This is a genomic window from Brachybacterium sp. SGAir0954, from assembly GCF_005490785.1.
Lineage (GTDB): Bacteria > Actinomycetota > Actinomycetes > Actinomycetales > Dermabacteraceae > Brachybacterium > Brachybacterium rhamnosum.
Window position 1 is genome coordinate 2,466,783 of sequence record NZ_CP027295.1, and the last position, 24,031, is coordinate 2,490,813.

24 protein-coding genes, 1 tRNA gene and 1 pseudogene are annotated in these 24,031 nt (G+C 72.4%); 9 read left to right on the forward strand and 17 right to left on the reverse strand.

Going from position 1 to position 24,031, the window contains the following annotated elements; all coding sequences use genetic code 11:
• Positions 1-10: 10 nt before the first annotated feature.
• A pseudogene (locus C1N80_RS15565) lies at positions 11-574 on the forward strand (DinB family protein); the annotation flags it as partial.
• Here the strand turns inward: C1N80_RS15565 and C1N80_RS15570 are convergent.
• From C1N80_RS15570 to C1N80_RS11105, 8 genes are all read right to left on the reverse strand, one after another.
• Positions 544-1,122 (reverse strand): hypothetical protein, encoded by a 579-nt coding sequence (locus C1N80_RS15570; RefSeq protein ID WP_168198091.1) that lies wholly within the window; start codon positions 1,120-1,122, stop codon positions 544-546. The pseudogene C1N80_RS15565 and the gene C1N80_RS15570 sit on opposite strands and share 31 nt — an antisense overlap.
• 31 nt (positions 1,123-1,153) lie before the next feature.
• Entirely contained in the window at positions 1,154-2,080 is a 927-nt protein-coding gene (locus C1N80_RS15960; protein WP_137770814.1) for a transglutaminase-like domain-containing protein, read from the reverse strand.
• 91 nt (positions 2,081-2,171) lie between these two features.
• Positions 2,172-3,035: an ABC transporter ATP-binding protein gene (locus tag C1N80_RS11080; protein WP_240811105.1), complete on the reverse strand. Its 864-nt coding sequence runs from the start codon at positions 3,033-3,035 to the stop codon at positions 2,172-2,174.
• On the reverse strand, positions 3,032-3,967 hold the full coding sequence (locus tag C1N80_RS11085) for an ABC transporter ATP-binding protein (RefSeq protein ID WP_137770815.1): 936 nt from the start codon (positions 3,965-3,967) through the stop codon (positions 3,032-3,034). Before C1N80_RS11085 ends, C1N80_RS11080 begins: the two co-directional genes overlap by 4 nt.
• Positions 3,964-4,974, reverse strand: a complete 1,011-nt coding sequence (locus C1N80_RS11090) for an ABC transporter permease (protein ID WP_137770816.1) — start codon at positions 4,972-4,974, stop codon at positions 3,964-3,966. Before C1N80_RS11090 ends, C1N80_RS11085 begins: the two co-directional genes overlap by 4 nt.
• A gap of 1 nt (position 4,975) precedes the next feature.
• A complete protein-coding gene (locus C1N80_RS11095) occupies positions 4,976-5,932 on the reverse strand; it encodes an ABC transporter permease (protein ID WP_240811106.1) in 957 nt (318 codons plus the stop codon).
• Between the two features lie 62 nt (positions 5,933-5,994).
• Entirely contained in the window at positions 5,995-7,848 is a 1,854-nt protein-coding gene (locus tag C1N80_RS11100; protein ID WP_137770818.1) for an ABC transporter substrate-binding protein, read from the reverse strand.
• A 152-nt stretch (positions 7,849-8,000) separates the two neighbouring features.
• Positions 8,001-9,023 (reverse strand): LacI family DNA-binding transcriptional regulator, encoded by a 1,023-nt coding sequence (locus C1N80_RS11105; protein WP_137770819.1) that lies wholly within the window; start codon positions 9,021-9,023, stop codon positions 8,001-8,003.
• 222 nt (positions 9,024-9,245) lie between these two features.
• Here C1N80_RS11105 and C1N80_RS11110 point away from each other — a divergent pair, with 222 nt between their 5' ends.
• Together C1N80_RS11110 and C1N80_RS11115 are read left to right on the forward strand one after the other, a co-directional pair.
• A complete protein-coding gene (locus C1N80_RS11110) occupies positions 9,246-10,049 on the forward strand; it encodes a TSUP family transporter (protein WP_137770820.1) in 804 nt (267 codons plus the stop codon).
• Positions 10,050-10,132: 83 nt separating this feature from the next.
• Positions 10,133-11,194, forward strand: a complete 1,062-nt coding sequence (locus tag C1N80_RS11115) for a PAC2 family protein (RefSeq protein WP_137770821.1) — start codon at positions 10,133-10,135, stop codon at positions 11,192-11,194.
• Positions 11,195-11,212: 18 nt separating this feature from the next.
• Here the strand turns inward: C1N80_RS11115 and C1N80_RS11120 are convergent, their stop codons facing one another.
• Positions 11,213-12,010 carry a transglutaminase-like domain-containing protein gene (locus C1N80_RS11120; protein ID WP_343904908.1) on the reverse strand — a complete coding sequence of 266 codons (798 nt, stop codon included), beginning with the start codon at positions 12,008-12,010 and terminating at the stop codon, positions 11,213-11,215.
• 147 nt (positions 12,011-12,157) lie between these two features.
• Here C1N80_RS11120 and C1N80_RS11125 point away from each other — a divergent pair, with 147 nt between their 5' ends.
• From C1N80_RS11125 to C1N80_RS11135, 3 genes are all read left to right on the forward strand, one after another.
• Positions 12,158-13,297, forward strand: coding sequence for a Gfo/Idh/MocA family protein (locus tag C1N80_RS11125; RefSeq protein WP_137770822.1), 1,140 nt, complete (start codon positions 12,158-12,160; stop codon positions 13,295-13,297).
• An 87-nt stretch (positions 13,298-13,384) separates the two neighbouring features.
• Positions 13,385-14,386 (forward strand): sugar phosphate isomerase/epimerase, encoded by a 1,002-nt coding sequence (locus C1N80_RS11130; RefSeq protein ID WP_137770823.1) that lies wholly within the window; start codon positions 13,385-13,387, stop codon positions 14,384-14,386.
• A gap of 109 nt (positions 14,387-14,495) precedes the next feature.
• Positions 14,496-15,164, forward strand: coding sequence for a TIGR03085 family metal-binding protein (locus C1N80_RS11135; RefSeq protein ID WP_137770824.1), 669 nt, complete (start codon positions 14,496-14,498; stop codon positions 15,162-15,164).
• A gap of 12 nt (positions 15,165-15,176) precedes the next feature.
• On the opposite strand, the gene C1N80_RS11140 is transcribed toward C1N80_RS11135, so the two are convergent.
• Positions 15,177-16,202, reverse strand: coding sequence for a methyltransferase (locus C1N80_RS11140; RefSeq protein ID WP_137770825.1), 1,026 nt, complete (start codon positions 16,200-16,202; stop codon positions 15,177-15,179).
• A 105-nt stretch (positions 16,203-16,307) separates the two neighbouring features.
• Between C1N80_RS11140 and C1N80_RS11145 the strand changes: the two genes are divergently transcribed.
• On the forward strand, positions 16,308-17,099 hold the full coding sequence (locus C1N80_RS11145; RefSeq protein WP_137770826.1) for a ParA family protein: 792 nt from the start codon (positions 16,308-16,310) through the stop codon (positions 17,097-17,099).
• 127 nt (positions 17,100-17,226) lie between these two features.
• On the opposite strand, the gene C1N80_RS11150 is transcribed toward C1N80_RS11145, so the two are convergent.
• The 7 genes from C1N80_RS11150 to C1N80_RS11180 form a co-directional block, all read right to left on the reverse strand.
• Complete coding sequence (locus tag C1N80_RS11150; protein WP_137770827.1) at positions 17,227-17,811, reverse strand: MerR family transcriptional regulator; 585 nt, start codon at positions 17,809-17,811, stop codon at positions 17,227-17,229.
• Positions 17,812-17,979: 168 nt separating this feature from the next.
• Positions 17,980-18,615 (reverse strand): MerR family transcriptional regulator, encoded by a 636-nt coding sequence (locus C1N80_RS11155; protein WP_240811107.1) that lies wholly within the window; start codon positions 18,613-18,615, stop codon positions 17,980-17,982.
• A 66-nt stretch (positions 18,616-18,681) separates the two neighbouring features.
• Positions 18,682-19,128, reverse strand: coding sequence for an FHA domain-containing protein (locus tag C1N80_RS11160; protein WP_205750644.1), 447 nt, complete (start codon positions 19,126-19,128; stop codon positions 18,682-18,684).
• 137 nt (positions 19,129-19,265) lie between these two features.
• Entirely contained in the window at positions 19,266-20,021 is a 756-nt protein-coding gene (locus tag C1N80_RS11165) for a DUF881 domain-containing protein (protein WP_137770830.1), read from the reverse strand.
• Positions 20,018-20,350 (reverse strand): small basic family protein, encoded by a 333-nt coding sequence (locus tag C1N80_RS11170; RefSeq protein WP_137770831.1) that lies wholly within the window; start codon positions 20,348-20,350, stop codon positions 20,018-20,020. Before C1N80_RS11170 ends, C1N80_RS11165 begins: the two co-directional genes overlap by 4 nt.
• Positions 20,347-21,279 (reverse strand): DUF881 domain-containing protein, encoded by a 933-nt coding sequence (locus tag C1N80_RS11175; protein ID WP_240811108.1) that lies wholly within the window; start codon positions 21,277-21,279, stop codon positions 20,347-20,349. The genes C1N80_RS11170 and C1N80_RS11175 overlap by 4 nt, the downstream gene beginning before the upstream one ends.
• 120 nt (positions 21,280-21,399) lie before the next feature.
• Positions 21,400-22,470, reverse strand: a complete 1,071-nt coding sequence (locus C1N80_RS11180) for an intradiol ring-cleavage dioxygenase (protein WP_137770832.1) — start codon at positions 22,468-22,470, stop codon at positions 21,400-21,402.
• 204 nt (positions 22,471-22,674) lie between these two features.
• Here C1N80_RS11180 and C1N80_RS11185 point away from each other — a divergent pair.
• Positions 22,675-22,748, forward strand: a tRNA-Pro gene (locus C1N80_RS11185).
• A gap of 402 nt (positions 22,749-23,150) precedes the next feature.
• Positions 23,151-24,020, forward strand: coding sequence for a formyltetrahydrofolate deformylase (locus C1N80_RS11195; protein ID WP_137770834.1), 870 nt, complete (start codon positions 23,151-23,153; stop codon positions 24,018-24,020).
• Positions 24,021-24,031: the final 11 nt, after the last annotated feature.

Sequence of the window (24,031 nt, forward strand, 5' to 3'; positions counted from 1 at the left end):
AGGCGGCCCCATGAGCACCATCGAGAACAGCCGTGAGTTCGCGGGCGCGCGATTCCTCCGCACGAGCTTCCGCGGGGCGACGCTCCGCCAGTGCGACATCAGCGAGATCACCGTGCGCGGCAGCGAGCTGAACGGGCTCGACCTCGACAGCCACGACCTCGCCTTCGGCACGCTGCTCGTCAACGGCGTCGACGTCGTGCCCTTCGTCGAGGCGGAGCTGGACCGGCTGTTCCCCGGTCGCGACCTGTCCCGCTCCCGCACGCCGGACGGGCTGCGCGAGGGCTGGGCCGCGGTGAAGGACGCCTGGCAGGCGACGCTCGAGGCCACTCCCCCGGAGCTCGTGGACGCGCACGTCCCGGACGAATGGTCCCTCGCCCAGAACCTGCGGCATCTGATCCTCGCCACCGACGTCTGGCTGGGCGGCGGGATCCACGGCGAGGAGCAGCCGTTCCACACGATCGGCCTGCTCTTCACGGGCGGCGCGCCCTCGCGCTCCTGGCCTGACCTCGCTCCGCCGGCTGCACGGGCCGGGAATGCCCGGTCTCAGCAGGAGGCGACGACGCCGCTGCCGGCGTGCTCGCCGCCCCAGGTGGCGACCAGCCGGACCGCGCCGTCGAGGCCGCCCACCGTGCGCGCCACGGTGAAGGGCTCGCCGTCCTCCATGAGCGCGGCGAGGCTCGGTGCCTCCTCGCCCTCGTCGGTCTCGAGGTGCAGCAGCACGGACTGGGGCCGGCGCTCGACGAGGGTCTCGCCGTCGTACACGTCGAGCTCGGCCTGCTCCTGCTCCCCGGCGAGCGCGCGGGCGAAGCAGTCGATCGCGATCTCGTCGCCGAGGCCGTCGTAGACGAACCGCTCCCCCAGCACCGAATGCTTCATGGTGCCCACGAAGGCGTCCTCCCCGTCCTCCAGGGGCGCGGCGCGGTAGGTGAGCGGCAGGTGGAACACCGAGTCCCCGGCCTGCACGAGGTGGCACTCGACGCCCACCTCGCCGGCCGGGTCGTCGAAGCGGTAGGCGCCCAGCACGGTGATCTCGCCGCCGTCGCCCCAGCTGCGGTCGGAGAGGAAGGCGTGCAGGATCTCGGGCTTGGTGGGGCTCAGATCGGCCCGATGGATGATCGCCATGCCCCCACGGTACGGGGCGCGCGGCGGGTCGTCACCGCAGGCGCACCGTCACGGCGTCGTCGGTGACGGGAGAGTGGCGGACCACCTCGTGCCCCGGGTGGAGCCGGGCGTCGGAGACGTAGAGGGCATGGAGCTCCGCCTCCGCCTGCTCGCTCCCGGCGTCGGCGGCGGCGAGCAGCGCGGCGGCGCGGTCGAGCACGTCGAGCAGCGCCGGGTCCATCGCCTCGCCCGGCCCGGGCACACCGCCCCAGGAGTCCCACAGCAGCAGCTCGTCCCCGTAGCGGCGCGTGAGCTCCCAGAGGAGCTCCGCGAGCACGAAGCCCTGGCCTGCCAGCTCCGGGATCCCCGGCGCGACCCCGTGGGCCGACGGGTCCAGGCGGCCCTCCCGCACCAGGCGGAAGGTCTCCCGCGCGGTCACGAAGCCCGGGCCCCCGTGCAGGACGACCTCCGTGTCGAGGTCCAGGGGGTCCGGCAGCAGCCCCCAGGCCGGGTCGACCTCGGGGTCGAAGCGTCGCCAGCGGGTGCCGTCGTGCCACTCGGCGACGACGTGGTCCGCGTGCCACCCAGACACGAAGTAGTCGGCGAAGCCCACCCGGCAGCGCGCCGGGACGCCGTGGTGGCGCAGGATCGCGACGGCGAGCAGGGAGTGGTCACGGCAGCAGCCCTGGAGCCGCTCCCCCACCGGCCGCTCCGCGCGCAGCGGGAGGCCGTCGTGGCGGCGCTGGTCGGTGGCGAGCATGTCGGTGACCCAGCGCAGGTCGACGTCGCCGCGGGTCGCGGGTGGCAGGTCGGCCTCCTGACCCCGGTAGTGGGCGCCGAGGTTCCGCACGACCTGCCCGATCTCGGCGGGTCGCGGCGGTACCGCGTCGAGCAGCCTCGCCCAGGGCCCCGGGTCGGAGGTGGGGGTGTGCCGCGCCCAGTCCGCAGGGACGGGAGGATCGCTCAGCGTCATCGCCATGGGGGCAGTATGCGCCCCGTCCCGCGGGCACGACAGAGCCCGGTGGGCGCGGGGTCTCCCCCACGGCCACCGGGCCGGTCGTGCCTGTCGCTCAGGCGTGGTGCTTGAGGCTGCCCCGGAGGTCCGGGACGTCCGCGAGCAGGCGCTTGGTGTACTCCGCCTGCGGCGCGAAGATGACCTCCTCGGTGCTGCCGCGCTCGACGACGACGCCGTGCTCCATCACCGCGACGCGGTCCGCGAGGTAGCAGGCCTGGCCGATGTCGTGGGTGATGAACAGGACCGTCAGGCCCAGCTCGTGACGCAGGTCGTGGAGCACGTTGAGGACGTTCACGCGCAGCGACGCGTCGAGCATGCTCGTCGCCTCGTCCGCGAGGAGGACCGTCGGCCGCATCATGAGCGCGCGGGCGACCATGACGCGCTGCCGCTGCCCGCCGGACATCTGGTGCGGGAACTTGTGCAGCGCCTCCTTGGGCGTGAGGCCCACGTACCCCAGGCACTCCTCGATGAGGTGGTCGCCCTCCTCCTTCTCCACGCCCGCGAGCTTGAGGCTGCGGCGCAGCAGCGAGCCCACGGTGAAGAACTGGTTGAAGGAGGCGAAGGGGTCCTGGAAGACGGCCTGGACCTCGGACCAGTAGGAGCGCAGCTCCTGGCCCTTGATCCTCGTGACGTCCTGGTCGCGGAAGGTGATCGTGCCGGAGGTCGCGGGCATGAGCCGCAGCAGCATCCGCGCGAGGGTCGATTTGCCGGAGCCGGACTCCCCCACCACCGCGAGCACGCTCGAGGCGGGGAAGTCGAGGCTCACGGAGTCCACCGCCGTGATGCTGCCGCCCGCGACGCTGAACGTCTTCGTCAGGTCGCGGCAGGACAGCAGCGGGGTCCCCGCCTCGGAGCGGGTGATCATCCCGCCGCCGTCGTCGACCGGGGCCGCGGCGGGTCCGGTGGCGCTCTCGGTCATCGTGCCTCCTCCGTGCTCGGTGCCGGGGCGGGCGCCCCGCCCTGGGCGCGGTCGCGACCGCGCTCCCGGGTCTCCGCAGTCGGGTCCAGCACCGAGGAGAGCAGCTTCTTGGTGTACGGGTGCTGCGGGTCCTCGACGAGCTGGCGCGTAGGCCCCATCTCGACGATGGAGCCGGCGTTCATGATCGCGAGCTTGTCCGAGACCTGCGAGAGGACGGGGAGGTCGTGCGTCACGAAGACGACGCCGGACATGATCCGCTGCTCCACCATCGCCAGCAGCATCTCCACGAGCATGCGCTGGCTGGAGACGTCGAGGGCTGAGGTGGGTTCGTCCGCGATCAGCAGCCGGGGGTCCAGCAGCGTCGAGATCACGGTGATGACGCGCTGCTTCATGCCGCCGGAGAGCTGGTGGGCGTAGGAGTCGAGCACGCGCACCGGCATCTCGAGCATCTTCAGCCGGTCCCGGGCCCGGTCCAGCGCCTCGTCCTTCGAGACGCCCGTGCGGTGGGCCCTCATGACGTCGTGGACGAGGCTGCGGATCCGCACCGTCGGGCTGATCGCGTTCATCGCGCCCTGCGGCAGCATCGAGACGGTGCTGCCGCGGTAGGGGCGGTGGCGCTTGACGTCCGCCGGGGAGAGCGTCGAGAGGTCGATGACCTCGTCGTCGATCTCGAGCGTGCCGGAGAGCACGTACAGCGGCGGGGTCGCGATCATCGCGAGAGTGTTGCCCAGCGTCGTCTTGCCGCAGCCGGACTCGCCGGCGAGGCCCAGGATCTCCCCCTCGCCGAGCTCGAGGGAGACCCCGTCGACGGCGGTGAAGTCCTGCTCGCCGCCGCCGTACACGGAGCGGACGTCGGTGACCCGGGCGAGCAGGCCCGACCGGTCCTTGGTCCCTGCCGATGCGGGGGCGGGCGGGGTGGTGGCGTGGCTCATGCCGCTCCTCCTGCGCTGGTGGGGACGGGCCGGGGATCGGCGCCGGCGGCGGGGGCCTGCTCGCCGGCGGCGAGCGCGGCGGCCTCCTTCGCACGGCGGGCCGCGGCCTGTTTCATCTGCTTCTTCTTGCCGCGCCGCAGGCGGGGGTTGAAGACCTCGTCGAGGCTCGCCTGCAGCAGCAGGAAGCCGAAGGAGACGAGGGTGAGCACGATCGTGGGCGGCAGGAAGGCCCACCATGCGCCCGTGGCGACCGCCTGGAAGGCGAGCGCCCAGTGCAGCTGGGTGCCCAGCGAGTCCGTCCCCGAGGGGCCGAGGCCCAGCATCGACAGCGCCGACTCGGCGAGGATCGCGCCGGAGACCTGCAGCACGAAGGCCATCACCGCGTAGGACAGGATGTAGGGCAGCACGTCCACCAGCAGGATGCTGGGCAGCCGCGCGCCGGAGAGCCGGGCCACGTCGATGTGCTCGCGGGTGGCGACCGAGGAGGCCTGGGCGCGCACGGCGCGTGCCGTCCAGGGCCAGGCGGTGATCCCGATGACGACCGCGAGCGACCAGATGCTGCTCTGCGGCAGCGAGATCGAGATGAGGATCAGCACGATGATCGAGGGGATCGCGAGCACCACGTTGGTGATGCCCATGAGGACCTCCTCGAGCCAGCCGCCGACGAAGCCGGCGACCAGGCCGACGGCGACGCCGATCGCGGTCGCGATGGTCCCGGCGACGAGGCCGATGATCAGCGAGGTGCGGGTGCCCGCCATGAGCACGGCGAGCACGTCGTGCCCGAAGTTGTCCGTGCCGAGCGGGAGCCCGCCGCCGGGGGCGTCGTACAGCGAGCCGACCTTCTCCCCCGACCCCGTGGGGTAGAGGAGGCCGGCCAGGCCGAGCACGACGACGGCGACGACGATCACCAGCGAGACCCAGAACCGGGTGGAGAAGTTGAAGCTGCGGAACGGGTTGCTGCGAGGTGCCGACTTCTCGTCGGTCACCGGTGCGTTCGGAGTCGACATGTCACTTCTCCCCGGACTTGGCCGCGCGGATCCGCGGGTCGACGAAGCCGTAGACGATCTCCACGACGAAGTTGGCCAGCAGCACCGCCACCGTGATGATCAGCGTGATGGCCTGGATCACCGGGTAGTCGTTCTGCGAGATCGCGTTGAACAGCAGCGTGCCCACCCCGGGGTAGTTGAAGACGAGCTCGGTGATGAGCGCGCCGCCCACGAGGGTGCCGATCGACAGCGCGAGCCCCGTGATCTGCGGGAGCATCGCGTTGCGGAAGATGTACTTCGTGATCGTGTTGTCGCGGATGCCCATGGCCCGGGCGTAGTTCACGTAGTCGCCGCCCAGCTCGTAGATCGCCATGGAGCGCATGCCCACGGCCTGACCGCCGATGAAGACGATCACGAGGGACAGGAACGGCAGCCAGTAGTAGCTCACGGCGTCCCAGAGGAACTCCGCGCTCAGCTCCGGGGTGAGGCCCAGCGAATACGCCCCGCCCACCGGGAACACCCCGGCGACCACGGCGAGCACGTACAGCAGCAGGATCGAGAGGCAGTAGTACGGCATGGAGGACAGGAACAGCGAGCTGGTGAACACGCTCCGGTCCCAGTTCCCGCCGCGGAACGCCGCGATCGCGCCGACGAGGTTGCCCAGCACCCAGCCGATGAGGATCGCGGGCAGCTGGACCGCGACGGACCAGGGCAGGGCCTGGCCGACGAGGTCGTTGACGGAGGCGGGGTAGTTCGCGAAGGAGGTGCCGAGGTCGCCCGTGAACACCTTCCCGAGGTACGTGAAGAACTGCTCCCAGAGCGGCTTGTCGAGCCCGAACTCCGCCACGTAGGTCTCGTAGATCTGCTGCTGCTGCTCGCCGGTGATGGAGCCGCCGCGGGTCAGGTTCGAGACGATGACGTCCACGGGGTTGCCCGGGACGAGCCGGGGCAGCAGGAAGTTCAGACCCACTGCTGCCACCAGCGCGACCAGGTACCACCCCGTCTTCTGAAGGATGTAACGGCCGAGGTTCACGGGTGCCCTCAGCCGCCGATCTTCTTGAGCTTGAAGATCCAGCCGTTGCCGGCGCCGCGGAACATCGGCGGCGCGTAGTCGTTCTCCTCGGTCGGGAAGTTCGACCAGTTGGTGGCGTTGAACTCGAAGAACTCGTCCGGCCGGTACATGAGCGGGAAGGCCGGGACCTCCTTGCGGTACAGGTCATCGAGCGCGCCGATGGCCTCCTTCTTGGCGGCGTCGTCGGCCGCGGCGGCCGCGGCCTGCAGCAGGTCGTTGACCTCGCCGTTCTCCCAGCGACCGTAGTTGCGGTAGGCGGTCTGGCCGAGCTCGACCATGTCGACGTTGCTCATGACGTCGCTGAAGCGCTGCCAGGGCGTGGAGGGGTTGGTGCCGGCCACGTACCAGCAGGCGAGATCGAAGTCGCCGTTCTGGATGGAGGTCGTGACCTGGGCCTGCTGCGGGAAGTTCGTCGCCGCGTCCACGCCGATCGTCTGGAGGTTCTTCGCGACGATCTCGAGCGCCGCGTTCCAGTCGGTCCAGCCCTGCGGGGTGATGAGCTTCCAGGGCCCGAGCTTCACGCCGTCCTTGGCGTAGAAGCCGTCTGAGCCCTTCGCGTAGCCGGCGTCCTGGAGCAGCTGCTCGGCCTTCGCCGCGTCGAAGCTCCAGCCGTCCGCCTTCGCCTTCTCGGCGTCGAGGAAGGCGTCCTCCGCGCCGCCCGGGATGACGAGCGAGGCCTGGACCTCCGCGGAGTAGCCGGACATGGCGGTCTCGGCGATCGAGCCGTAGTCCACGGCGTGCGCGAGGGCCTTGCGCACGGCGGGGTCGTCGAGCCCGGGCTTGGTGGTGTTGATGAGCAGCATCGGCATCGAGCCGGGCGTGAAGTAGGGCTTGTCCTGGAGGTAGGTGCCCACGGGCTTGCCGCCCTCCCACATCTTCCACAGCTGCGGGACGAACTGCTGCATGACGTCGAGCTCACCGTTCTGGAACTTGAGGTTGCCGTCCTCGTTGGACTTGAAGATCGGGTGGATGATCTTCGTCATCGGCGGGAGGCCGCCGTAGAAGTCCTTGCCCCAGTAGTTGTCGTTGCGGGCGAGGATGATCTGGGTCTGGTCGGCGAGCTCGAGGGTGAAGGGGCCGGTGCCGAGCAGCTCGGTGGTCTCCCAGGTGGCGAGCTTGTTGCCGGTCTCCTCGGCGGCCTTCTCGAACACGGCCTTGGGGACGATGAACTGCTGGGCGAGCTGGGTGAGGACGCTGCCCACGTTCTTGCGGTCCTGGTTGATCGCGATGTTGATCGTGGAGCCGTCCGCCGTGATCTCGTCCGCCTCGATCCAGAAGGAGGCGATGCCGAGGCTCGGGTCGATCTTGCCGAGCTCGAAGGTGTAGAGGACGTCGTCCGCGGTGAACTCGGTGCCGTCGCTCCAGGTGATGCCGTCCTGGAGGGTGAGGGAGACGGAGTCGGTTCCCTCGGTCTTGTACTCCTTCGCGAGGCCCGGGAGCAGCTCGCCGGTGACGATGTCGAAGCGCAGCAGGGTCTCGTAGACGTACTGGGCGACGTTGCTCGAGGCGGGCCAGGCGGGGGCGCCGGCGAAGGTGTTGAAGTTGGTGGGCGGGCTCCACTGGAAGCCGGCGATGTAGAGCTGGTCCGCCGCGTCGCCCTTGCGGCCGCTGCCGGCCTGGCCGTTGTTGCCGACGCCCTGGAGGTCGCCGCCGTCGTCGGAGCCGCCGCCGGCACCGCCGCCGGTCGCGCCGCCGCAGGCCGCGAGGGCGGCCGCGCCGCCCACGGCGCCGGTGACCGCGAGGAATCCGCGCCGCGTGGAGGGCAGCTGCGGGAGGAGACGGGAAGAAGAAGGGGAACTGCCGAGCGTGCCGCGATGGGTCATGATGGCCACTGCCTCTCTGGGTGGGCTCCGCCGTTGGAGCCGCGGATCGACCTTGATCCGTTGCAGAGAAAATAGGCCTTGGCGACGAATAAACGCCCGTGACACGGGTCACGAACGGGTCACGATCGCAACCGGTTTCGGTGACCGCTCGGTCACCCGCTCCCCCGCACCACCATCCCACCGGGGCCGATGTCCTCCGTGAGCGTTCCCTCCTCGATGTGGCGCACGAGCAGCCGCGCGAGCAGCCGGCCCGCCTCCCGCGTGTCGCGGTGCAGCGCCGTGATCGCCGGACTCGTCACCGTGCAGAGGATCGAGTCCTCGAGCGCCACGATCGCGAGATCCTCGGGCACCCGCACCCCGTCCCTCCCGAGCTCCACCAGCAGCTGCGCGGCGAGCAGGTCGTTGTCGACGACCACTCCGCGGCACCCCGCCTCACGGTGCAGCGCGAGCAGCTCCCGCGTCCACCGGGACACGTCGTGCTGCTGGTAGTCCGAGTGCAGCACCGAGGCGCCCATCCCCGCTGCGCCGCAGCGCTCACGGAACCGGCGCTCCCGCGCCATGACGTGCTGGAACTGGGGCAGCCCGCCGAGGTACAGCAGGTGCCGACCGGCACCGGCGGGCTTGTCGTCGACCACCGTCATCAGCCGATCCAGCACGAGGTCCATCCGCTCGTCCTCGTCCACGGCGAGGCGCGAGATCATCGGCGAGAGCGGGGAGCTCGCCATCGCCGCCGCGGCGAGACCGGTGTGCTCGATCACCGCGGCCCGGGGGTCCTCGGAGCGGGCGTCGAGCAGGACCACCCCGTCCACCCGCCGCTCCGCCGCCCAGCGCGCGAGCAGCTCCGACTCCGCCTCGACGTCCGGCACGAGCTGGATCAGCAGGGCGCGGTCCGTGAGCGCGAGCTCCTCCTCGAGCCCCGCGACCATGGCCATGAAGAAGCTCTCCGTGCCCACGGTCTCCGAGCTGCGCGCGAGCGCGAGGCCGAACACCCCGGTCGACGCCCGCGACAGCGCCCGCGCCGCATAGGAGGGCGTCCATCCCAGCGCCGCGGCGGCCGCCGCCACCCGCTCGCGGGTCCCCGCCGAGACCCCGGTGACGCCGTTGAGCGCCTTCGAGGCGGTCCCCTTGGACACGCCGGCCTCGCGGGCGACGTCGGCGAGCGTGGGGCTGGGCACGGTGGCGCTCCTCTCCGAGGTGACGTCGGATCTCCGATGGTGGGGTCACGGTAGGCGACCGGGGCATGCGGCGCGCGGTGTTCCCGGACGCTCCCGGCGCCGCGGGCCCCGCCGCATGCCGGGTCTGCTGATCATCGCACCAGGTGGGCGCCGGTCCTGCCAGGGGACAGCGGTACCTGGATCATGGCCGCTCCCCTGCCGAGGATCCCTTACTGTGCACGGGTGCCCCTCCTCGACCAGCTCGCCGACCTCGGCACCCTGACCCTCGTCCTGCTGATCGCGGCGGCCTTCGTCGCGGGGTGGGTGGACGCGGTCGTGGGCGGAGGCGGCCTCGTCCAGCTGCCGGCGCTGCTGACCGGCCTCCCGGCGGACACCTCGACCGCGACGGTGCTCGGCACGAACAAAGTCGCGAGCGCGGCGGGCACGGCGACCTCGGCGCTCACCTATGTGCGCCGGGTGACGCCGGTGCTCGCGACCGTGCTGCCGCTCGTGGTGTTCGCGCTCGCCGGGAGCGCCGCGGGCGCCGGTCTCGCCTCGTTCATCCCCCGGGCCTGGATGACGCCGATCGTGCTCGTCGCGATCCTCGCGGTGGGCGCCTACACCCTCCTGCGCCCGACGATGGGGCTCGTGCACCGCCCGCGGCACGAGGGGCGCGGGCACGTGCTGCGGGCCGGGGCGATCGGCGGCGGCGTGGGTCTGTACGACGGGGTGCTGGGACCCGGCACCGGCTCGTTCTTCATCATCGCGATGGTCGCGTGGCTCGGCTACGGGTTCCTCGAGGCGAGCGTGCACGCGAAGATCGCGAACCTCACCACGAACATCGGCGCGCTGCTCGTCTTCGGGCTGCAGGGTCAGGTGTGGTGGCTGCTGGGGGCCGTGCTCGCGGTCGCGAACCTCACGGGCGGCTACCTCGGCGCGCGGCTCGCGCTGCGCTTCGGATCGCGCTTCGTGCGGATCGTGTTCCTCGGCGTGACCGGCGCGCTCGCGATCCGTCTCGGAGCGGACACCGTGGCCCTGCTCACCTGAGCACCGAGGGCGTCACAGGGGGAATACGCCGCAGTGAGGTCTCGTTGCAGGAGACGTCTTCACCTGTCCTCGAGGAGGTCATCATGGATGCCACGACCCTGTTCAGCTACGAGAGCCATGTCGACTCCCGGTCCCTGCGCGGGCGCACGCTGCTCGTGACGCTCGGGGCGTTCTCCGACGCCGGTTCCGTGCAGGACCTCGTCGACGACCACCTCCTGAACTCGCTCTCGAGCCGGGTCGTGGGCCGCCTGGACATGGACCAGGTGCACGACTACGCGGGGCGCCGCCCCGAGGTGACCCTCGAGCTCGACCACTTCGCGGACTACGAGCGCCCGGAGATCCTGCTGCACGAGGTCATCGACCCCGATGGCGAGCCCTTCTTCCTGCTCACCGGGCCCGAGCCGTCCTTCCAGTGGGAGCGCGTCGCGAGCGCGCTGCGGATCGTGGTCGATCAGCTCGGCATCGAGCGCACGCTCCTGCTGCAGGGCTTCCCCGCGCCGGTCCCCCATACCCGCGAGCTCCCGGTGACCCGTTTCGCCGGCAGGCCGGACTCGATCTCCGTGCGGCGCACGATGCCGGGCACCTTCCGCCTGCGCGCGCCGTTCACGGCGCTGCTGACGCTGCGCCTCGCGGAGTCCGGTCACGACGTGGTGGGCCTGGTCGCGCACGTGCCGCAGTACCTCCACGACGCGACCTACCCCGATGCCGCGATCGCGCTGCTGCGCGCGGTGCGCGAGGAGAAGGGCCCGGAGCTGCCGGTCGGCGCGCTCGAGTCCCAGGCGATCCCCGTGCGCGAGGCGATCGCCTCCCAGGTCGAGGAGCAGGAGCAGCTCCAGGAGATGGTGCACGGCCTCGAGCAGCGGTACGACCGGATGATCACCGCCGGCGTCACCGCGGAGGTCCCCTCGGCGGAGGACATCGCCGCGGAGGTCGAGCAGTACCTCGCGGGGCTCGACGAGGACGCATCGGACGTCCCGGCAGACGGCGCCGACGCGACCGACGGCCCCCAGGGGCCCTTCGGCTCCGCGGAGGGTCCGGCCACCGAGCCGCGCCCGACCACGGAGGAGCTGCCGGAGACCGACGAGGGCACGGCCGCCGAGGAGCACCGGGCTCCCGAGGACGACGAGGGGCACTCCCCCGCCTGATCCCGGCCGCGGGGTCCGTCAGCGCAGGACGACCGGCTCGTCCCAGCGCTCGACGGGGAGCTCCGGGTCCACGACCGCGGATACCTGCATCGCGGTGAGCTGCACGTCCCCGGTGAGCGTCGTCATGAAGGCGGTCTCCGCGGCGTCCTGGCCGCTCGCGATCGCCACCATCGAGGCGCGCGGCGCGAGATGCGTCGCGTCGAGCACGCGCCACGAGCCCTCGACGAGCGCCTCGACCACGAGGTGGAAGTCCATCGGCGAGAGCCCCGGCGCGTAGACGGAGGTGCAGCGCGCCGGGATCCCGCTCGCCCGCAGCAGCGTCGCGGTGAGATGGGCGTAGTCGCGGCACACCCCCTTCCGGGACATGTAGGTGCTGCGCGCGGAGTCGGAGATCGTGCTGGAGCCGGGCACGTAGTCGAGGTGGCCGTGGACCCAGTCCACGACGGCGCGGGCGGCGCCGAGGCCGGTCCGCTCCCCCACCACCTCCGGGGCGATGCGACCGAACTCGTCCACCTCGCAGTAGCGCGACGGCCGCAGGTGCACCACCGCGTCGACGGGCTCGGGCTCCGGCACGGGCGCCGGCCCCACTCCCGTCGCCGTGTAGGTGATCTCGAGCGTCCCCGCGGGCAGCGGGCCCAGCACGTGCAGCCGGTTCCCGGCCGGGTCGCGGCTCTCGACGACGCTCGCCGGCTTGCCGCCCGCGGTCACCGTGAGCTCCTCCTCGGCGATCGGCGCCCGGGAGACGGCGACCAGCAGCGCCACCTCGGTCCCCTCGACGACCTCGGCCCTCATCCATGCCCGCACGTTCCGCTTCACCGTCCCAGTGTGCGGCACGGGCGCCGCGGGAGGGAACGCGCCGGGGCGCGGGCCGCCCTTGGTCAGGAGTGATCCGCGGCATAGTGTGGAGGCCCTGCCGCGATGTCCCGTCGCGCCGCCCCCTCCACCGTCGCAAGGAGCAGCTCCATGCCCCTCCCCGCCGATCGTCCCCTCGGCGTCGCCCTCGTCGGCTACGCCTTCATGGGCCGAGCCCACTCCCAGGCCTGGCGCACCGTCGGCGCCGCCTTCGACGGCCCGCCCGTGGCGCGCAAGGTCCTGGTGGGCCGGGACGAGGAGGCCGTCGGCGAGGCGGCCACGCGGCTCGGCTGGGAGGAGCACGCGACGGACTGGCGCGCCGTGCTCGAGCGGGAGGACGTGGACGTCGTCGACGTCTGCACGCCCGGCCACCTGCACGCCGAGATCGCGATCGCCGCGCTCGAGGCGGGAAAGCACGTGCTGTGCGAGAAGCCGCTCGCCAACGACACCGCCTCGGCCGAGCGCATGGTCGCCGCCGCGGAGGCCGCCCGGGCCCGCGGGCAGGTCGCGGCGCTCGGCCACACCTACCGGCGCGTCCCGGCCCTCGCCCACGCCCGTGACCTCGTGGCGCAGGGGCGCCTCGGCGAGATCCGCCAGGTGCGCGCCTCCTACCTCCAGGACTGGCTCGTCGACGAGCAGGCGCCGATGAGCTGGCGCCTGCGCGCGGAGACCGCGGGCTCGGGCGCCCTGGGCGACATCGGATCCCACGCGATCGACCAGGTCCAGTTCCTCACCGGGCAGCGCGTGAGCGCCGTGCGCGGCCGCCTCGCGACGATGGTCCCCGAGCGGCCCGGCGCGGACGGGCCGGAGCAGGTCACGGTCGACGACGCGGCCTGGGCGACCCTCGAGCTCGACGGCGGGGCGATCGCCTCCGTCGAGGCGAGCCGTATGGCCACGGGCCGCAAGAACGCGCTCACCCTCGAGCTGTACGGGACCCGCGGGGCGCTGCGCTTCGACCTCGAGTCCCTCGACGAGCTGTGGTTCCTGGACACCACGGTGCCCGTGACCGAGCAGGGGTTCTCCCGGATCCTCGTGACCGAGCCCGAGCACCCCTATCTCGAGGGCTGGTGGCCTCAGGGCCACATCCTGGGCTGGGAGAACGCCTTCACGAACCAGGCCCACGACCTGCTCGCCGCGATCGCCGGCGGCGAGGCCTACGCCCCTGACTTCGCCGACGGCCTCGCCCTCCAGCGCGTGCTCGACGCGGTCATCGCCTCCGACGCCGACGGCGGCCGCACCGTCACCCTCTGACCCGGGAGCCCGGCTCCCCCGGGGCGGGCCCCTCGCTCGTCCTCCCCCTGTCCTGCCATCGACCACCCTGCGAAGGAGCACTGCAGTATGGCGCACCCCCACACCCTCTTCACCGGCCAGTGGGCCGATCTCACCCTCGACGAGGTCGCGGAGCTCGCGGCCGGCTGGGGCTACGACGGCCTCGAGATCGCCGTCTCCGGCGAGCACCTGGACGCGAGCCGCTGGGACGACGAGGAGTACGTCGCCGACCGCCTCGGGATCCTCGAGAAGCACGGGCTGAAGGTCTGGACGATCTCCAACCACCTCAAGGGCCAGGCGATCTGCGACGACCCGATCGACTTCCGCCACGAGGCGATCGTCGGCCCCGCCGTCTGGGGCGACGGCGACCCCGAGGGCGTCCGGCAGCGGGCCGCGGAGGACATGAAGAACACCGCCCGGCTCGCCCAGAAGCTCGGGGTGGACACCGTCGTCGGGTTCACGGGCTCGAGCATCTGGAAGTACGTGGCGATGTTCCCGCCAGTCCCGCAGGACGTCATCGACCAGGGCTACCAGGACTTCGCGGACCGCTGGAACCCGATCCTCGACGTCTTCGAGGAGTGCGGGGTGCGCTTCGCCCACGAGGTCCACCCCTCGGAGATCGCCTACGACTACTGGACCACGCAGCGCACCCTCGAGGCGATCGGGCACCGGGAGTCCTTCGGTCTGAACTGGGACCCCTCGCACTTCCTGTGGCAGGAGATCGACCCAGTCTCCTTCATCACGGACTTCGCGGACCGCATCTACCACGTGGACTGCAAGGACATCCGGGTGCGCATCACGGGGCGCAACACGCGCCTGAGCTCGCACCTGCCCTGGGGAGATCCGCGCCGCGGCTGGGACTTCGTCTCCTTCGGCCGCGGGGACGTGCCGTGGGACGCGGCCTTCCGCGCCCTGCGCTCGATCGGCTACGAGGGCCCGATCTCCATCGAGTGGGAGGACGCGGGCATGGACCGTCTGCACGGCGCCGCGGAGGCCATCGAGGTGCTGCGCCGCTTCGACTACCCGACCTCGGAGACCTCCTTCGACGCGGCCTTCAGCTCACCCGCCTGACGGCCCGCCGGGGCGGCCTGCCACGGCCGGCCGCCTCGGCGCCGTGCGCGCCCGCGCACCCTGTGCGCTCCCCGTGACCGTCCCGGCGACCCGCTCCTAGGATGCAGGCATGACGCCCTCCAGCGACCCCCGCCCCGCCGACGGCGCCGCCGGCCCGGATCCCCGGTCCGAGCGCGCCCAGATCGCCGATGCCTTCGCGCAGCTGGGCCCGGCCGCGCCCACGATCCTGCCGGGATGGGACGCGCGCGAGCTGCTCGACCACCTGCTGCTGCGCGAGCGCTTCTGGACGCTGCAGCTCGGCGGCGCGCTCCCGGGCCCCGCAGGGACGGCGCTCACGCAGCGCAAGGAGGCGGCGCTCGACCTCCCCTGGGAGCAGAAGGTCGCGCTCCTGCGCGAGGGCCCCGGGCGTCTCTCCCCCGCCGGCCGCGCCGATGCGCTCACCGGCGACCTCGAGCAGCTCATCCACCACGAGGACCTGCGCCGCGCGCAGGACGGCTGGCGCCCGCGCCGGATCACCCCGGAGGTCGAGCGTGCGGCCTGGCGCGGCATCGGCGTCTTCGCGCGGCTCTCCCTGCGGGTCGACGCCCGGGTCACGCTGGTCTCGCCGCGCGGCGGCAAGCAGGTGGGACCGCGCCGCGCGGAGGGCAGCCTGCGCGTGCACGGCGAGGTGCTCGAGCTGCTCCTGTGGGTGACAGGACGCGACGAGGTCGCCCGCGTCCAGATCCAGGGGGACGAGGCCGGGCTCGCGGCGCTCCGCGAGGGTCGCCGCGGCATCTGACCCGCGCGCCCCTCAGCGTGACGTGAGCAGGAACAGCCGCGGGTGATGCCCCTTCTGGAAGAAGCGGTGCTCGTCCCGCAGCGCCCAGGCGGTGCCGGGCCGCTCGAGGACGGCGTGCATACGCCGGATCTCGTGGGTGAGCACGCCGAGCCGTGCCCCGGGTGCCGCGAGTGCCGCCGCGCGGTCCAGGAGGTCGGCGAGCAGCTGCTCGTTGCTCTCGTGCTCCCCGTGGAGGGTGCCCCAGGGCGGGTTGGTGAGGATGCGGGTGAAGCCGCCCTCGATCGGCGCGTCCCGCACGTCCCCCGTGATCCACTCGATCCGGCCGCGGCGCCGTGCTGCGCGCTGATGGGCGGTGGCCGCGGCGATCGCGGCGGGGTCGAGGTCGACGCCCACGGCCCGCGCGGGGGCGGCCACGTGCAGCTGCTCGACGAGGAAGGTGCCGGAGCCGCAGGTCATGTCCAGCAGGGAGTCCTCGGCGCGCACGCCGAGGAGGTCGAGCACGGTCGCCGCGATCGTCCCGTTGACGGCTCCGGGGTAGTTCACGGTCCGCCAGGCGCGCGTCGCGAGCGGCCGGGGTGTGGTGCGCAGGAGCACCTGCCAGCCGGCCTCGCCGCTCGGGGTGCGCCGCACCCGGGCCACGAGATCGCCGTCGGCGTCGTCCACGGGGAGTCCGGCGGCGTCGGCGAGGGCCTCGGCGAGCCGGCGCATGTCCGTCGAGTCCGCACCGGCGGCCTCGAGCCGGAGCCCGTGGAACACCTGCCGGGGGCGCTGGCGGGCCATGTCCTCGAGGAGGGCCGCGATCCGCTGCTGGAGCGAGGTCTCGAGCAGCTCCCGGGGACGGCGCGCCGCGGCGGTGAGCGTCGTCGAGGCCGCGACCACGCGGCGGAGGTCGCGCACGGCGTCGAGGTCGGCGGTGCGCAGGGTGAGCTCGGTGGGGGTGCGCACCGCCGCCGGGCCCAGCCGCCGCGCCTCCGCGAGGGCGGAGGGAGCACAGCCCTCGAGCACCTCGAGCACCAGCTCGTGCGTGATCTGCGACATCCTGCTCCGTCCTGCGGGGTCCGACGGCCGCCTGATCTGCGATCTGTGGTGCGGCCCTCGGGAAGGCTACCGGGCTCGCGGGCCGCGGATCGGTAGACTGCCCGGGTGTTCATCGTGAGTGTGTGTTCGCTGAAGGGCGGCGTCGGCAAGACGTCCGTGACCCTCGGGCTGGCCTCGGCCGCTCTCCACCAGGGGATCAACACCCTGGTGATCGACCTGGACCCGCAGGGCGACTCGACCCTCGGGCTGCTGGGCGAGCCCGCGACGGGTCTCGACATCGCGGAGGTGCTCTCCTCCCCGCGCACGGAGACGGTGGACCGCTCCATCGTGCCGGTGCCGTGGTCGGAGGGTGAGTCCTCCCATCTCGACCTGATCCCGGGCACGGGGCGCTCCGCGCTCCTGGACTCCCCGGCCCCTGCCGCGAAGGACGTGCGCCGGCTGCGGGAGGCGCTGGACAAGCGCACCCACCAGTACGACCTCGTGCTCGTGGACTGCCCGCCGTCGCTCAACGGCCTCACGCAGACGGCCCTCGCCGCCTCGGACCGCGCCCTCGTGGTCTCCGAGCCGGGCTTCTTCGCCGTCACCGCCGCCGATCGCGCGCTCAAGCTCGCCTCGGAGATGCGTGAGGACGGCATCGCGCCCCGGCTCATGCCGCTGGGCCTCGCCGTGAACCGCTACCGGCCCCGCTCGGTCGAGCACCAGTACCGTCTCGCGGAGCTGCGCGACCTCTTCGGCGACCTCGTGCTCGAGCCGGTCATCGAGGAGCGCGTGGGACTGCAGCAGGCGCAGGGCGGTGCCGTGCCGCTGCACCGCTACGAGGGCGCCTCCGGCAAGCGCCTCACCGAGGACTTCGACGCGCTGCTGCGCCGCGTGCTCGACTCCCGACAGCACTCCTGAGCCCGCCGCCCCGCGCACCCGCGGCGCCGGGCATGCGGCTCCCGCGCACGAACGGCGGGCCCCCTCCCCCGGGGGCCCGCCGTTCGTGTGCGGCCTGCAGGTGCCGGCCGCGGCCGGCGATGCGGTCTCAGCCGGCGGCGCGGCTGCGGCGACGGGCGGCGAGCTCGTCGTGCAGGGCGAGCTCGGCGTCGTCGGCCGGATTGACGCCGGGCAGGACCGAGAGCTCGCTCTCGACCTCGCGCCACACGCGGCCCACGGCGATGCCGAAGACGCCCTGGCCGCCCTGGACGAGGTCGAAGACGTCCTGGGCGGAGGTGCACTCGTAGACGGAGGCGCCGTCGCTCATGAGGGTGATCTCGGCGAGGTCGTCGATACCGCGCTCGCGCAGGGCGCCGACGGCGACCCGGATCTGCTGCAGGGAGACGCCCGTGTCGAGGAGGCGCTTGACGACCTTCAGCACGAGGATGTCGCGGAAGCCGTAGAGGCGCTGGCTGCCGGAGCCCGAGGCGGCGCGCACGCCGGGCTCGACCAGGCCGGTGCGGGCCCAGTAGTCCAGCTGGCGGTAGGTGATGCCGGCGGCCTTGCACGCGGCAGGACCGCGGTACCCGAGCTCTCCGGGAGTGTCGACGACCTCGTCGAAGAGCACTCCCTGCTGGGGTTCCGCGGGCACAGTGGACTGCGCCTGTCGATCATCGCCGCGAGTGGCGTTCACAGCTGCCTCCGGGTTCCGGCTCCCGACGGGGAAGATGGGAGCTCCGGCTCAGCGTAGCGCGAAGGGGCGGCGCGCCGGAAGCAACGCGCCGCGATCGGGTCACGGACCGGTCACGGTCCCGCCCCGCCAACGCCCCGACGAAGGGGCGTCGAACCGAGGATCCGCTGGTCAGCTGCCCCGCAGCCGCAACCGGAGGAGGGAGCTGTGCAGGGTGATCATGGACTCGCCGAGATCCCGCGCGTAGTCCTCGGCCTCACCCCGCGAGGCGGGATCCGCGGGCCGCGAGCGCGGCGAGGCGACCGAGCGGATCATGTGCGCCTCGCGCTCGGCGGAGGTGCGCAGCATGACGAGGTGCCGCGGGTGCAGACCCTCCGCCGCGAGGTCGCGGGCGGCGGTCGTGATCTCGAGCTCCGTCGCGCCGTAGAAGAGCTGACCCTCGGGGAGCATCCCGTACTGCTCGAGCTCGACGAGGAAGGCGTCGTCCACCGCGGCGCGGGAGCAGAGGCCGCTGCGGTCCAGCCGCACGGCGTGCATCGTCGCCGAGGGACCGGGCCGGGAGGCGATCGAGGTGATCTCCCCGTCGCCCTCGACCCCGTGCTCGAGGAGGTGCTCCTTGATGACCTTGAGCGGCCAGAACCGGTCCCGCTGCGCGCGCAGCACGAAGCGGAGCCGATCCACGTCGGAGCGGGAGTACTTGCGGTACCCGGCCGCCGTGCGCTCGGGGGTGATGAGCCCCTCCGCCTCGAGGTAGTGGAGCTTGGAGTGCGCGAGATCGGGGAACTCGTCCCGGAGCAGCTCGAGCACCTGCCCGATGCTCATCCGCGCGGACGGCGAGCTCCCCGGCCTGCGCGATGCGGAGGCCGGCATGCCTCAGTCCGTCCCGACGAAGGGATGGAAGGTGAGGCGGTACTTGCCGATCTGGACGTCCTGCCCGGCCTGGAGGACGGCCTCGTCGACCCGCTCCTTGCCGAGGTAGGTGCCGTTGAGCGACCCGAGGTCACGCACGAGGAAGGAGTCCCCGTCCCGCACGAAGGCGGCGTGGCGGCGGGAGACGGTGACGTCGTCGAGGAAGATCTCGCAGCCGGGGTGGCGACCGGCGACCGTGGTGTCGGCGTCCAGCAGGAAGCGGGCGCCGAGGTTCGGCCCCTTGCGCACGACCAGCAGCGCGCTGCCGCGCGGCAGGTTCTCGATCGCCCGGCGGTCCTGGGCGGTGAGGCCGGGCTCGGCCTCCTCGACCGGGTCGCTGGGCGAGATCGCGCTCAGCTTCGACGTGTGATCGAGATTGTCGTCGTTCCACTGGTGGTTCGTCGTGGACACCGTGCACCCCTTCCCGGACCTGCGGCGCGTCCTGTCTTCTGGTCCGACAGGATACGGCGGAGACATCCTCGCACGTCGAGAGCCCGCCGAGAGCCCGCTGGGGACCATCGGCCCCAGGTCCTGTCAGGATTTGACCTTCACTTGACCACCCGCGAGTACTCGGGCTCGCGGACCGTCGCGAGCGCCTCGATCGCGACCTGCTCCTCCGCGCTCACCTCGAGGCTCCCGCCGTCCGCGGTGACGGAGTCCACCGCGCCGCCGGGGATGCTCAGCGCCGGCTCCATGACGGTCGGGTCGCCGATCGCGAGGACGTCGAACGGGGCGGGCACGCGCGTCCCGTCCACGAGCAGCGTGCCGTCCTCCGCGGTCGTGAACGACGTCGAGGCGACGACCCGGACGTCGCCCACCTGGATCACCTCGGCGCCGGCGTTGCGCAGCTCCTGCACGACGCCGAGGACGGTGCGCGCTCGGACGGTGCCGGTGCTCTCCGTGACCCGGGCGGAGATCCCGCGACCATAGGCGGGCGCGGTCCCGGCGACGATCTCGAGGTCCTCGAGCCGCTGCTGCGCGGCGTTCTGCGCGGCGACGTCGTCCTCGTGGCCGGCCTGCAGGGTCGCGAGGGATCCGTCGAGGTCCTCGTTCTCCTGCTCGAGGTCGCTCACGTGGCGGTCGGACTCGTCGAGCAGCCGCACGAGGTCCTCCTGGGTCGCGCCCTGCAGGGCGTCCTCGTCCTGGGCGCGCACCTGCACGACGATCGTGATGCCGAGCAGGAAGCAGAGCACGCCGACGATGACCTGCTGCGCGCTCGCATGGGGGCGCAGCGTCTCGCGCAGGCGCCGCAGCACCTCCCGCTGCTCCTGGCGGGACTCGGGGATCCGGGAGCCGTCGCTCATGAGCGGAAGAGGCGGCGACGGATCGCGGCCGCGTTGGAGAAGATCCGGATGCCCAGCACGACGATCACGGCGGTGGAGAGCTGGGCTCCCACGCCGAGCTGGTCGCCGAGGAACACCAGCAGCGCCGCGATCAGGACGTTGAAGAGGAAGGAGGTGATGAAGACGTGGGCGTTGAAGACGCCGTCGAGGACGGCGCGGAGGCCGCCCGCGAGGGTGTCCAGCGCCGCGACCACGGCGATGGGCAGGTAGGGCTGCAGCACCGCGGGGACGTCCGGCTGGAGGAACAGCCCCACGGCGATGCCGATCAGCAGGCCGAGGATCGCGATCATGGGGTGGTCTCCTTGTCGGTGGCACCGGGGTCGGTGTCGGGGTCGGTGGGCGAGGCGTCGGCGCCGGCCTCCCCCGGCGGCGTCGAGGAGGCCTCGCGGAGGGCGGCGGGAGCGCGGGCCGGGACGGAGAGGTCCTCGGAGGTCTCCCACGACAGGACGATCCCGAACCGGGAGGAGATCTCGGAGAGGTACTCCCCGGTCGCCTCGCCCTGGACGGCCTGCTCGATCGCGGCCCCGTCGCCGAGCGCGACGATGCGGTAGGGCGGCGATATCGGGCGGAGGTCCACGAGCACGGCCGATCCCGCGGTGCGGATGGCGCTCGAGGCGGAGATCCGCTGCCCGTTGACGGCGATCGCCTCGGCGCCCGCGGCCCAGAGGCCGTTGACGGCGATCTGGAGGTCCTCGTCGGTCGCGCGGTTCACGGTGCCTTCGGCGACACCCGGCGAGGCCGGCAGCGGGGCGGAGTCCTCGACCTGCAGCACGACGCCCGGCCCGCTCAGGGCGGTCGAGGCCGTCGCGGTCTCGTAGGTGGACAGGCGGGCCGCCGCGGCGGAGTCGGAGGACTGCAGCACGTCCTCCTGGAGCGCGCTGATCTCCGACTGGAGCTCCTCCTGGCGCTGCTCGAGGCCGACGGCGTGCTCGCGGGAGTCCCGCACCTCCTGCTCGAGGGCGGCGCGCGGGGAGTCCTCGGAGACGGCGTCCGCGCGGAGGTTCGTCACGGCGACGGCGACGGCGAGCCCCAGCAGGATCGCGATGGCGAGGGTGACGACGCGGCTCGCGGGCGTGTCGGGGTGGGAGTCCGCCTCGGAGTCCTCCTCGGTGCCGCGCAGCTCGTCGACGTCGAGCGGGCTCGAGGTCAGGGCGCGCAGCAGCGACATCGGCGAGTACGGGGTCTCGCCATGAGGTGTCTCGCGGGACGGCTCCGGCATGGCCGCCACGATATCGGGAGGCGAAGGCGGGGCGGACGCATGACCGCCCGGCGCGCCGGGCGGCGGCGCACCGGGCGGGCGCGGGACGGGGCCCGCCCGTGACGGGCGGGCCCCGGAGGATCAGCGGGAGCCGACGAGGTTGTTTCCCACGAGGCTGCTCTCGCCGCCGCCGTCGGAGGCGCCGGACGGCGGGGTGCCCCCCTCGGGCGGGGTGCCGCCCATGCCGCCGCCGTCGGACGGACCGCCGCCCGAGGGCGGGGTCCCGCCCATGTCGCCGCCGCTCACGCCCGGCTCCGTGGACGGATCGATCGCGACCGGGAGCGTCACCGTGAAGCCGGAGGTGACGTCGCCGTCGACGGTCGCGAGCTGCAGCTCGCCGCCGTCGTCCCCGAAGACGTTGTCGGAGTCCAGCGTGATGTTCGCGAGGTTCTCGGTGGAGCCGTCGTAGCCGTCCTCCGCGTAGACGGTCTCCGCCACGTCCTGCGGGATCGCGACCTGGGAGGTCGCGAGCAGGTTGTCGGTGCTCGTGATCGAGGCCTCGTCCGGGTAGACCTCGAAGTGGATGTGCGGCCAGCGGCCTGCATAGCAGCCCGGCATGATGCTGGTGAAGGTGACCTGGCCGTTCTCATCGGCGACCTGCACGCCGCGCAGGAAGTTCTCGTTCTCGAGCCCCTCGGAGTACAGGGAGTAGAGACCGTCGCCCGTGCAGTGCCAGACGTAGACCGCGACCCCGGCGTAGGGGGCGTTGTCCTCCTCCATGTTCGTGAGGGTGAGGGTGAGCGTCATCGGGACGCCGGAGACGGCCGTCGTGGAGTCGCCGAAGCTCGCGGTGATGTCGGAGCGGACGATCCCGGACTCGGTGAGGACGTTGACACCGTTGGTGCCGTCCGCCGGGTAGGGGCCGTTGGTCTCCTCGGGGATCTCGCCGTCGGAGGTGGTCGAGTCGGAGCCGCCGTCGGAGGCGGCCGAGGTGCTCGAGTCCGAGGAGCTCGACGTGCTGCACGCGGCGAGACCGGCGACCGCGGCACCGGCTCCCAGGGCGCCGAGGGCCCGGCGACGGGTGACCATCGTGGTGATGTCGAAGCCGAGGCCCTGGTCCGCGAGCGGCTCGTCCTGGTGGGCGAGGCGTCGGCCCTCGTAATGCAAAGTGCCGTCGGCGTCGCGCTGGAGGCGGGGGTCCTGGTCGGTCATGCGGGTCACGTCCTTCGTCTCGGTGATGATGACAGCGACGCTACGGAGCCCGTTTATGCCGCGGCTTCGGCGCTCCTGTGCCCCTGCTGTGCGACGCGTCGTGGACGCCCGAACGGAGGGTGCCGCAGGTCACGTGCCTCCCGATTCGCGGGCACGGCCCCCGGCGGGGTATCGTTTCTCTCGGCCCTTCGGGGCTCGCCCTCTCGGGCTGTGGCGCAGCTTGGTAGCGCACTTGACTGGGGGTCAAGGGGTCGCAGGTTCAAATCCTGTCAGCCCGACCGAGAAGATTGCAGGAACAGGCAGGTCCGGAAGCCCGGACCTGCCTGTTCTCATTCCGGGGCCGTCCACCTCGGGTGCGCACGGCGCCCATCCGCACCTGCTGGGCGTCGGCGAGGGCGCAGATGCCGAGCGGGCCCGGCTCGTAGCCGTGGCCGTGGCCGGAGCACGTGATCCCGCCGCAGGGCAGGCGCGGATCCGACGTCACGATCCCGTTCACGGCGACCTTGGTCCACGGCCCCCTTCGCCCCGACGGTCATCCCGGGGTTCGCCGGATCCCCCGCGCCCCATCGGCGATCGGAACGTCCGGCAGGCCCCCGCCCGTCGTGACCTCGACCCCACTCACGACGTCCACCCCGCGGCGTCCGTCCTCGCGAGGCGGCCACCCTTCTAGACTTCCGGGCATGAGCAGCCCCACCGCCTCCCCCACCGTCGAGTACGTCCTCACCGTCGTGTGCGAGGACAGGCCCGGCATCGTCCACGCCGTCACCGGTGCGATCGTCGAGGTGGGCGGCAACATCACGGAGAGCCGCCAGTTCGAGAGCGGCGCCACCCAGCGCTTCTACATGCGGCTCCAGCTGGCCACCTCGGCATCCCCTGCGGAGATCGCCGCGGCGCTCGCACCCGTCGTGGAGCGCTTCGGGATCGAGCACCGGCTCGACGAGGTCGCCCGCCCGGTGCGCACGCTGATCCTCGGCTCCACCGCGAAGCACTGCGTGAACGACCTGCTGTTCCAGATCGACGCGGGCCACCTGCCGATCGAGGTGCCGCTCATCCTCGCCAACCACCCCACGCTCGAGCCGCTCGCGACGTTCTACGGGGTGCCCTTCGAGCACCTGCCCACCAAGGGTGAGGGTGCCAAGGCCGCCTTCGAGGACCGGGTGCGGGAGGCCGTGGTCGAGCACGACGTGGAGCTCGTGGTCCTCGCGCGCTACATGCAGATCCTCTCCCCCGAGCTGTGCGAGGAGCTCGAGGGGCGCTGCATCAACATCCACCACTCGTTCCTGCCGGGATTCAAGGGCGCGAACCCCTACCGCCAGGCGCACGCCCGCGGGGTCAAGCAGATCGGTGCGACGGCGCACTTCGTCACGAGCGACCTCGACGAGGGCCCGATCATCGAGCAGGACGTCATCCGGGTGGACCACACGCGCTCGCCGCAGGAGCTCATGGCGATCGGCCAGGACGCCGAGGTGCGCACGCTGCGCCAGGCGGTCACCTGGTTCTCGCAGTCGCGCGTCCTCCTCGACGGCACGCGGACGGTCATCTTCCGCTGATCGATATGCCG

Bases quoted from the DNA above. Each gene is read 5' to 3' on its own strand.
- C1N80_RS15570 (WP_168198091.1), bottom strand. From the start codon at position 1,122: ATGGCGATCATCCATCGGGCCGATCTGAGCCCCACCAAGCCCGAGATC.
- C1N80_RS15960 (WP_137770814.1), bottom strand. From the start codon at position 2,080: ATGGCGATGACGCTGAGCGATCCTCCCGTCCCTGCGGACTGGGCGCGG.
- C1N80_RS11080 (WP_240811105.1), bottom strand. From the start codon at position 3,035: ATGACCGAGAGCGCCACCGGACCCGCCGCGGCCCCGGTCGACGACGGC.
- C1N80_RS11085 (WP_137770815.1), bottom strand. From the start codon at position 3,967: ATGAGCCACGCCACCACCCCGCCCGCCCCCGCATCGGCAGGGACCAAG.
- C1N80_RS11090 (WP_137770816.1), bottom strand. From the start codon at position 4,974: ATGTCGACTCCGAACGCACCGGTGACCGACGAGAAGTCGGCACCTCGC.
- C1N80_RS11100 (WP_137770818.1), bottom strand. From the start codon at position 7,848: ATGACCCATCGCGGCACGCTCGGCAGTTCCCCTTCTTCTTCCCGTCTC.
- C1N80_RS11115 (WP_137770821.1), top strand. From the start codon at position 10,133: ATGGATGCCACGACCCTGTTCAGCTACGAGAGCCATGTCGACTCCCGG.
- C1N80_RS11125 (WP_137770822.1), top strand. From the start codon at position 12,158: ATGCCCCTCCCCGCCGATCGTCCCCTCGGCGTCGCCCTCGTCGGCTAC.
- C1N80_RS11130 (WP_137770823.1), top strand. From the start codon at position 13,385: ATGGCGCACCCCCACACCCTCTTCACCGGCCAGTGGGCCGATCTCACC.
- C1N80_RS11135 (WP_137770824.1), top strand. From the start codon at position 14,496: ATGACGCCCTCCAGCGACCCCCGCCCCGCCGACGGCGCCGCCGGCCCG.
- C1N80_RS11140 (WP_137770825.1), bottom strand. From the start codon at position 16,202: ATGTCGCAGATCACGCACGAGCTGGTGCTCGAGGTGCTCGAGGGCTGT.
- C1N80_RS11165 (WP_137770830.1), bottom strand. From the start codon at position 20,021: ATGAGCGACGGCTCCCGGATCCCCGAGTCCCGCCAGGAGCAGCGGGAG.
- C1N80_RS11170 (WP_137770831.1), bottom strand. From the start codon at position 20,350: ATGATCGCGATCCTCGGCCTGCTGATCGGCATCGCCGTGGGGCTGTTC.
- C1N80_RS11175 (WP_240811108.1), bottom strand. From the start codon at position 21,279: ATGCCGGAGCCGTCCCGCGAGACACCTCATGGCGAGACCCCGTACTCG.
- C1N80_RS11180 (WP_137770832.1), bottom strand. From the start codon at position 22,470: ATGACCGACCAGGACCCCCGCCTCCAGCGCGACGCCGACGGCACTTTG.
- C1N80_RS11195 (WP_137770834.1), top strand. From the start codon at position 23,151: ATGAGCAGCCCCACCGCCTCCCCCACCGTCGAGTACGTCCTCACCGTC.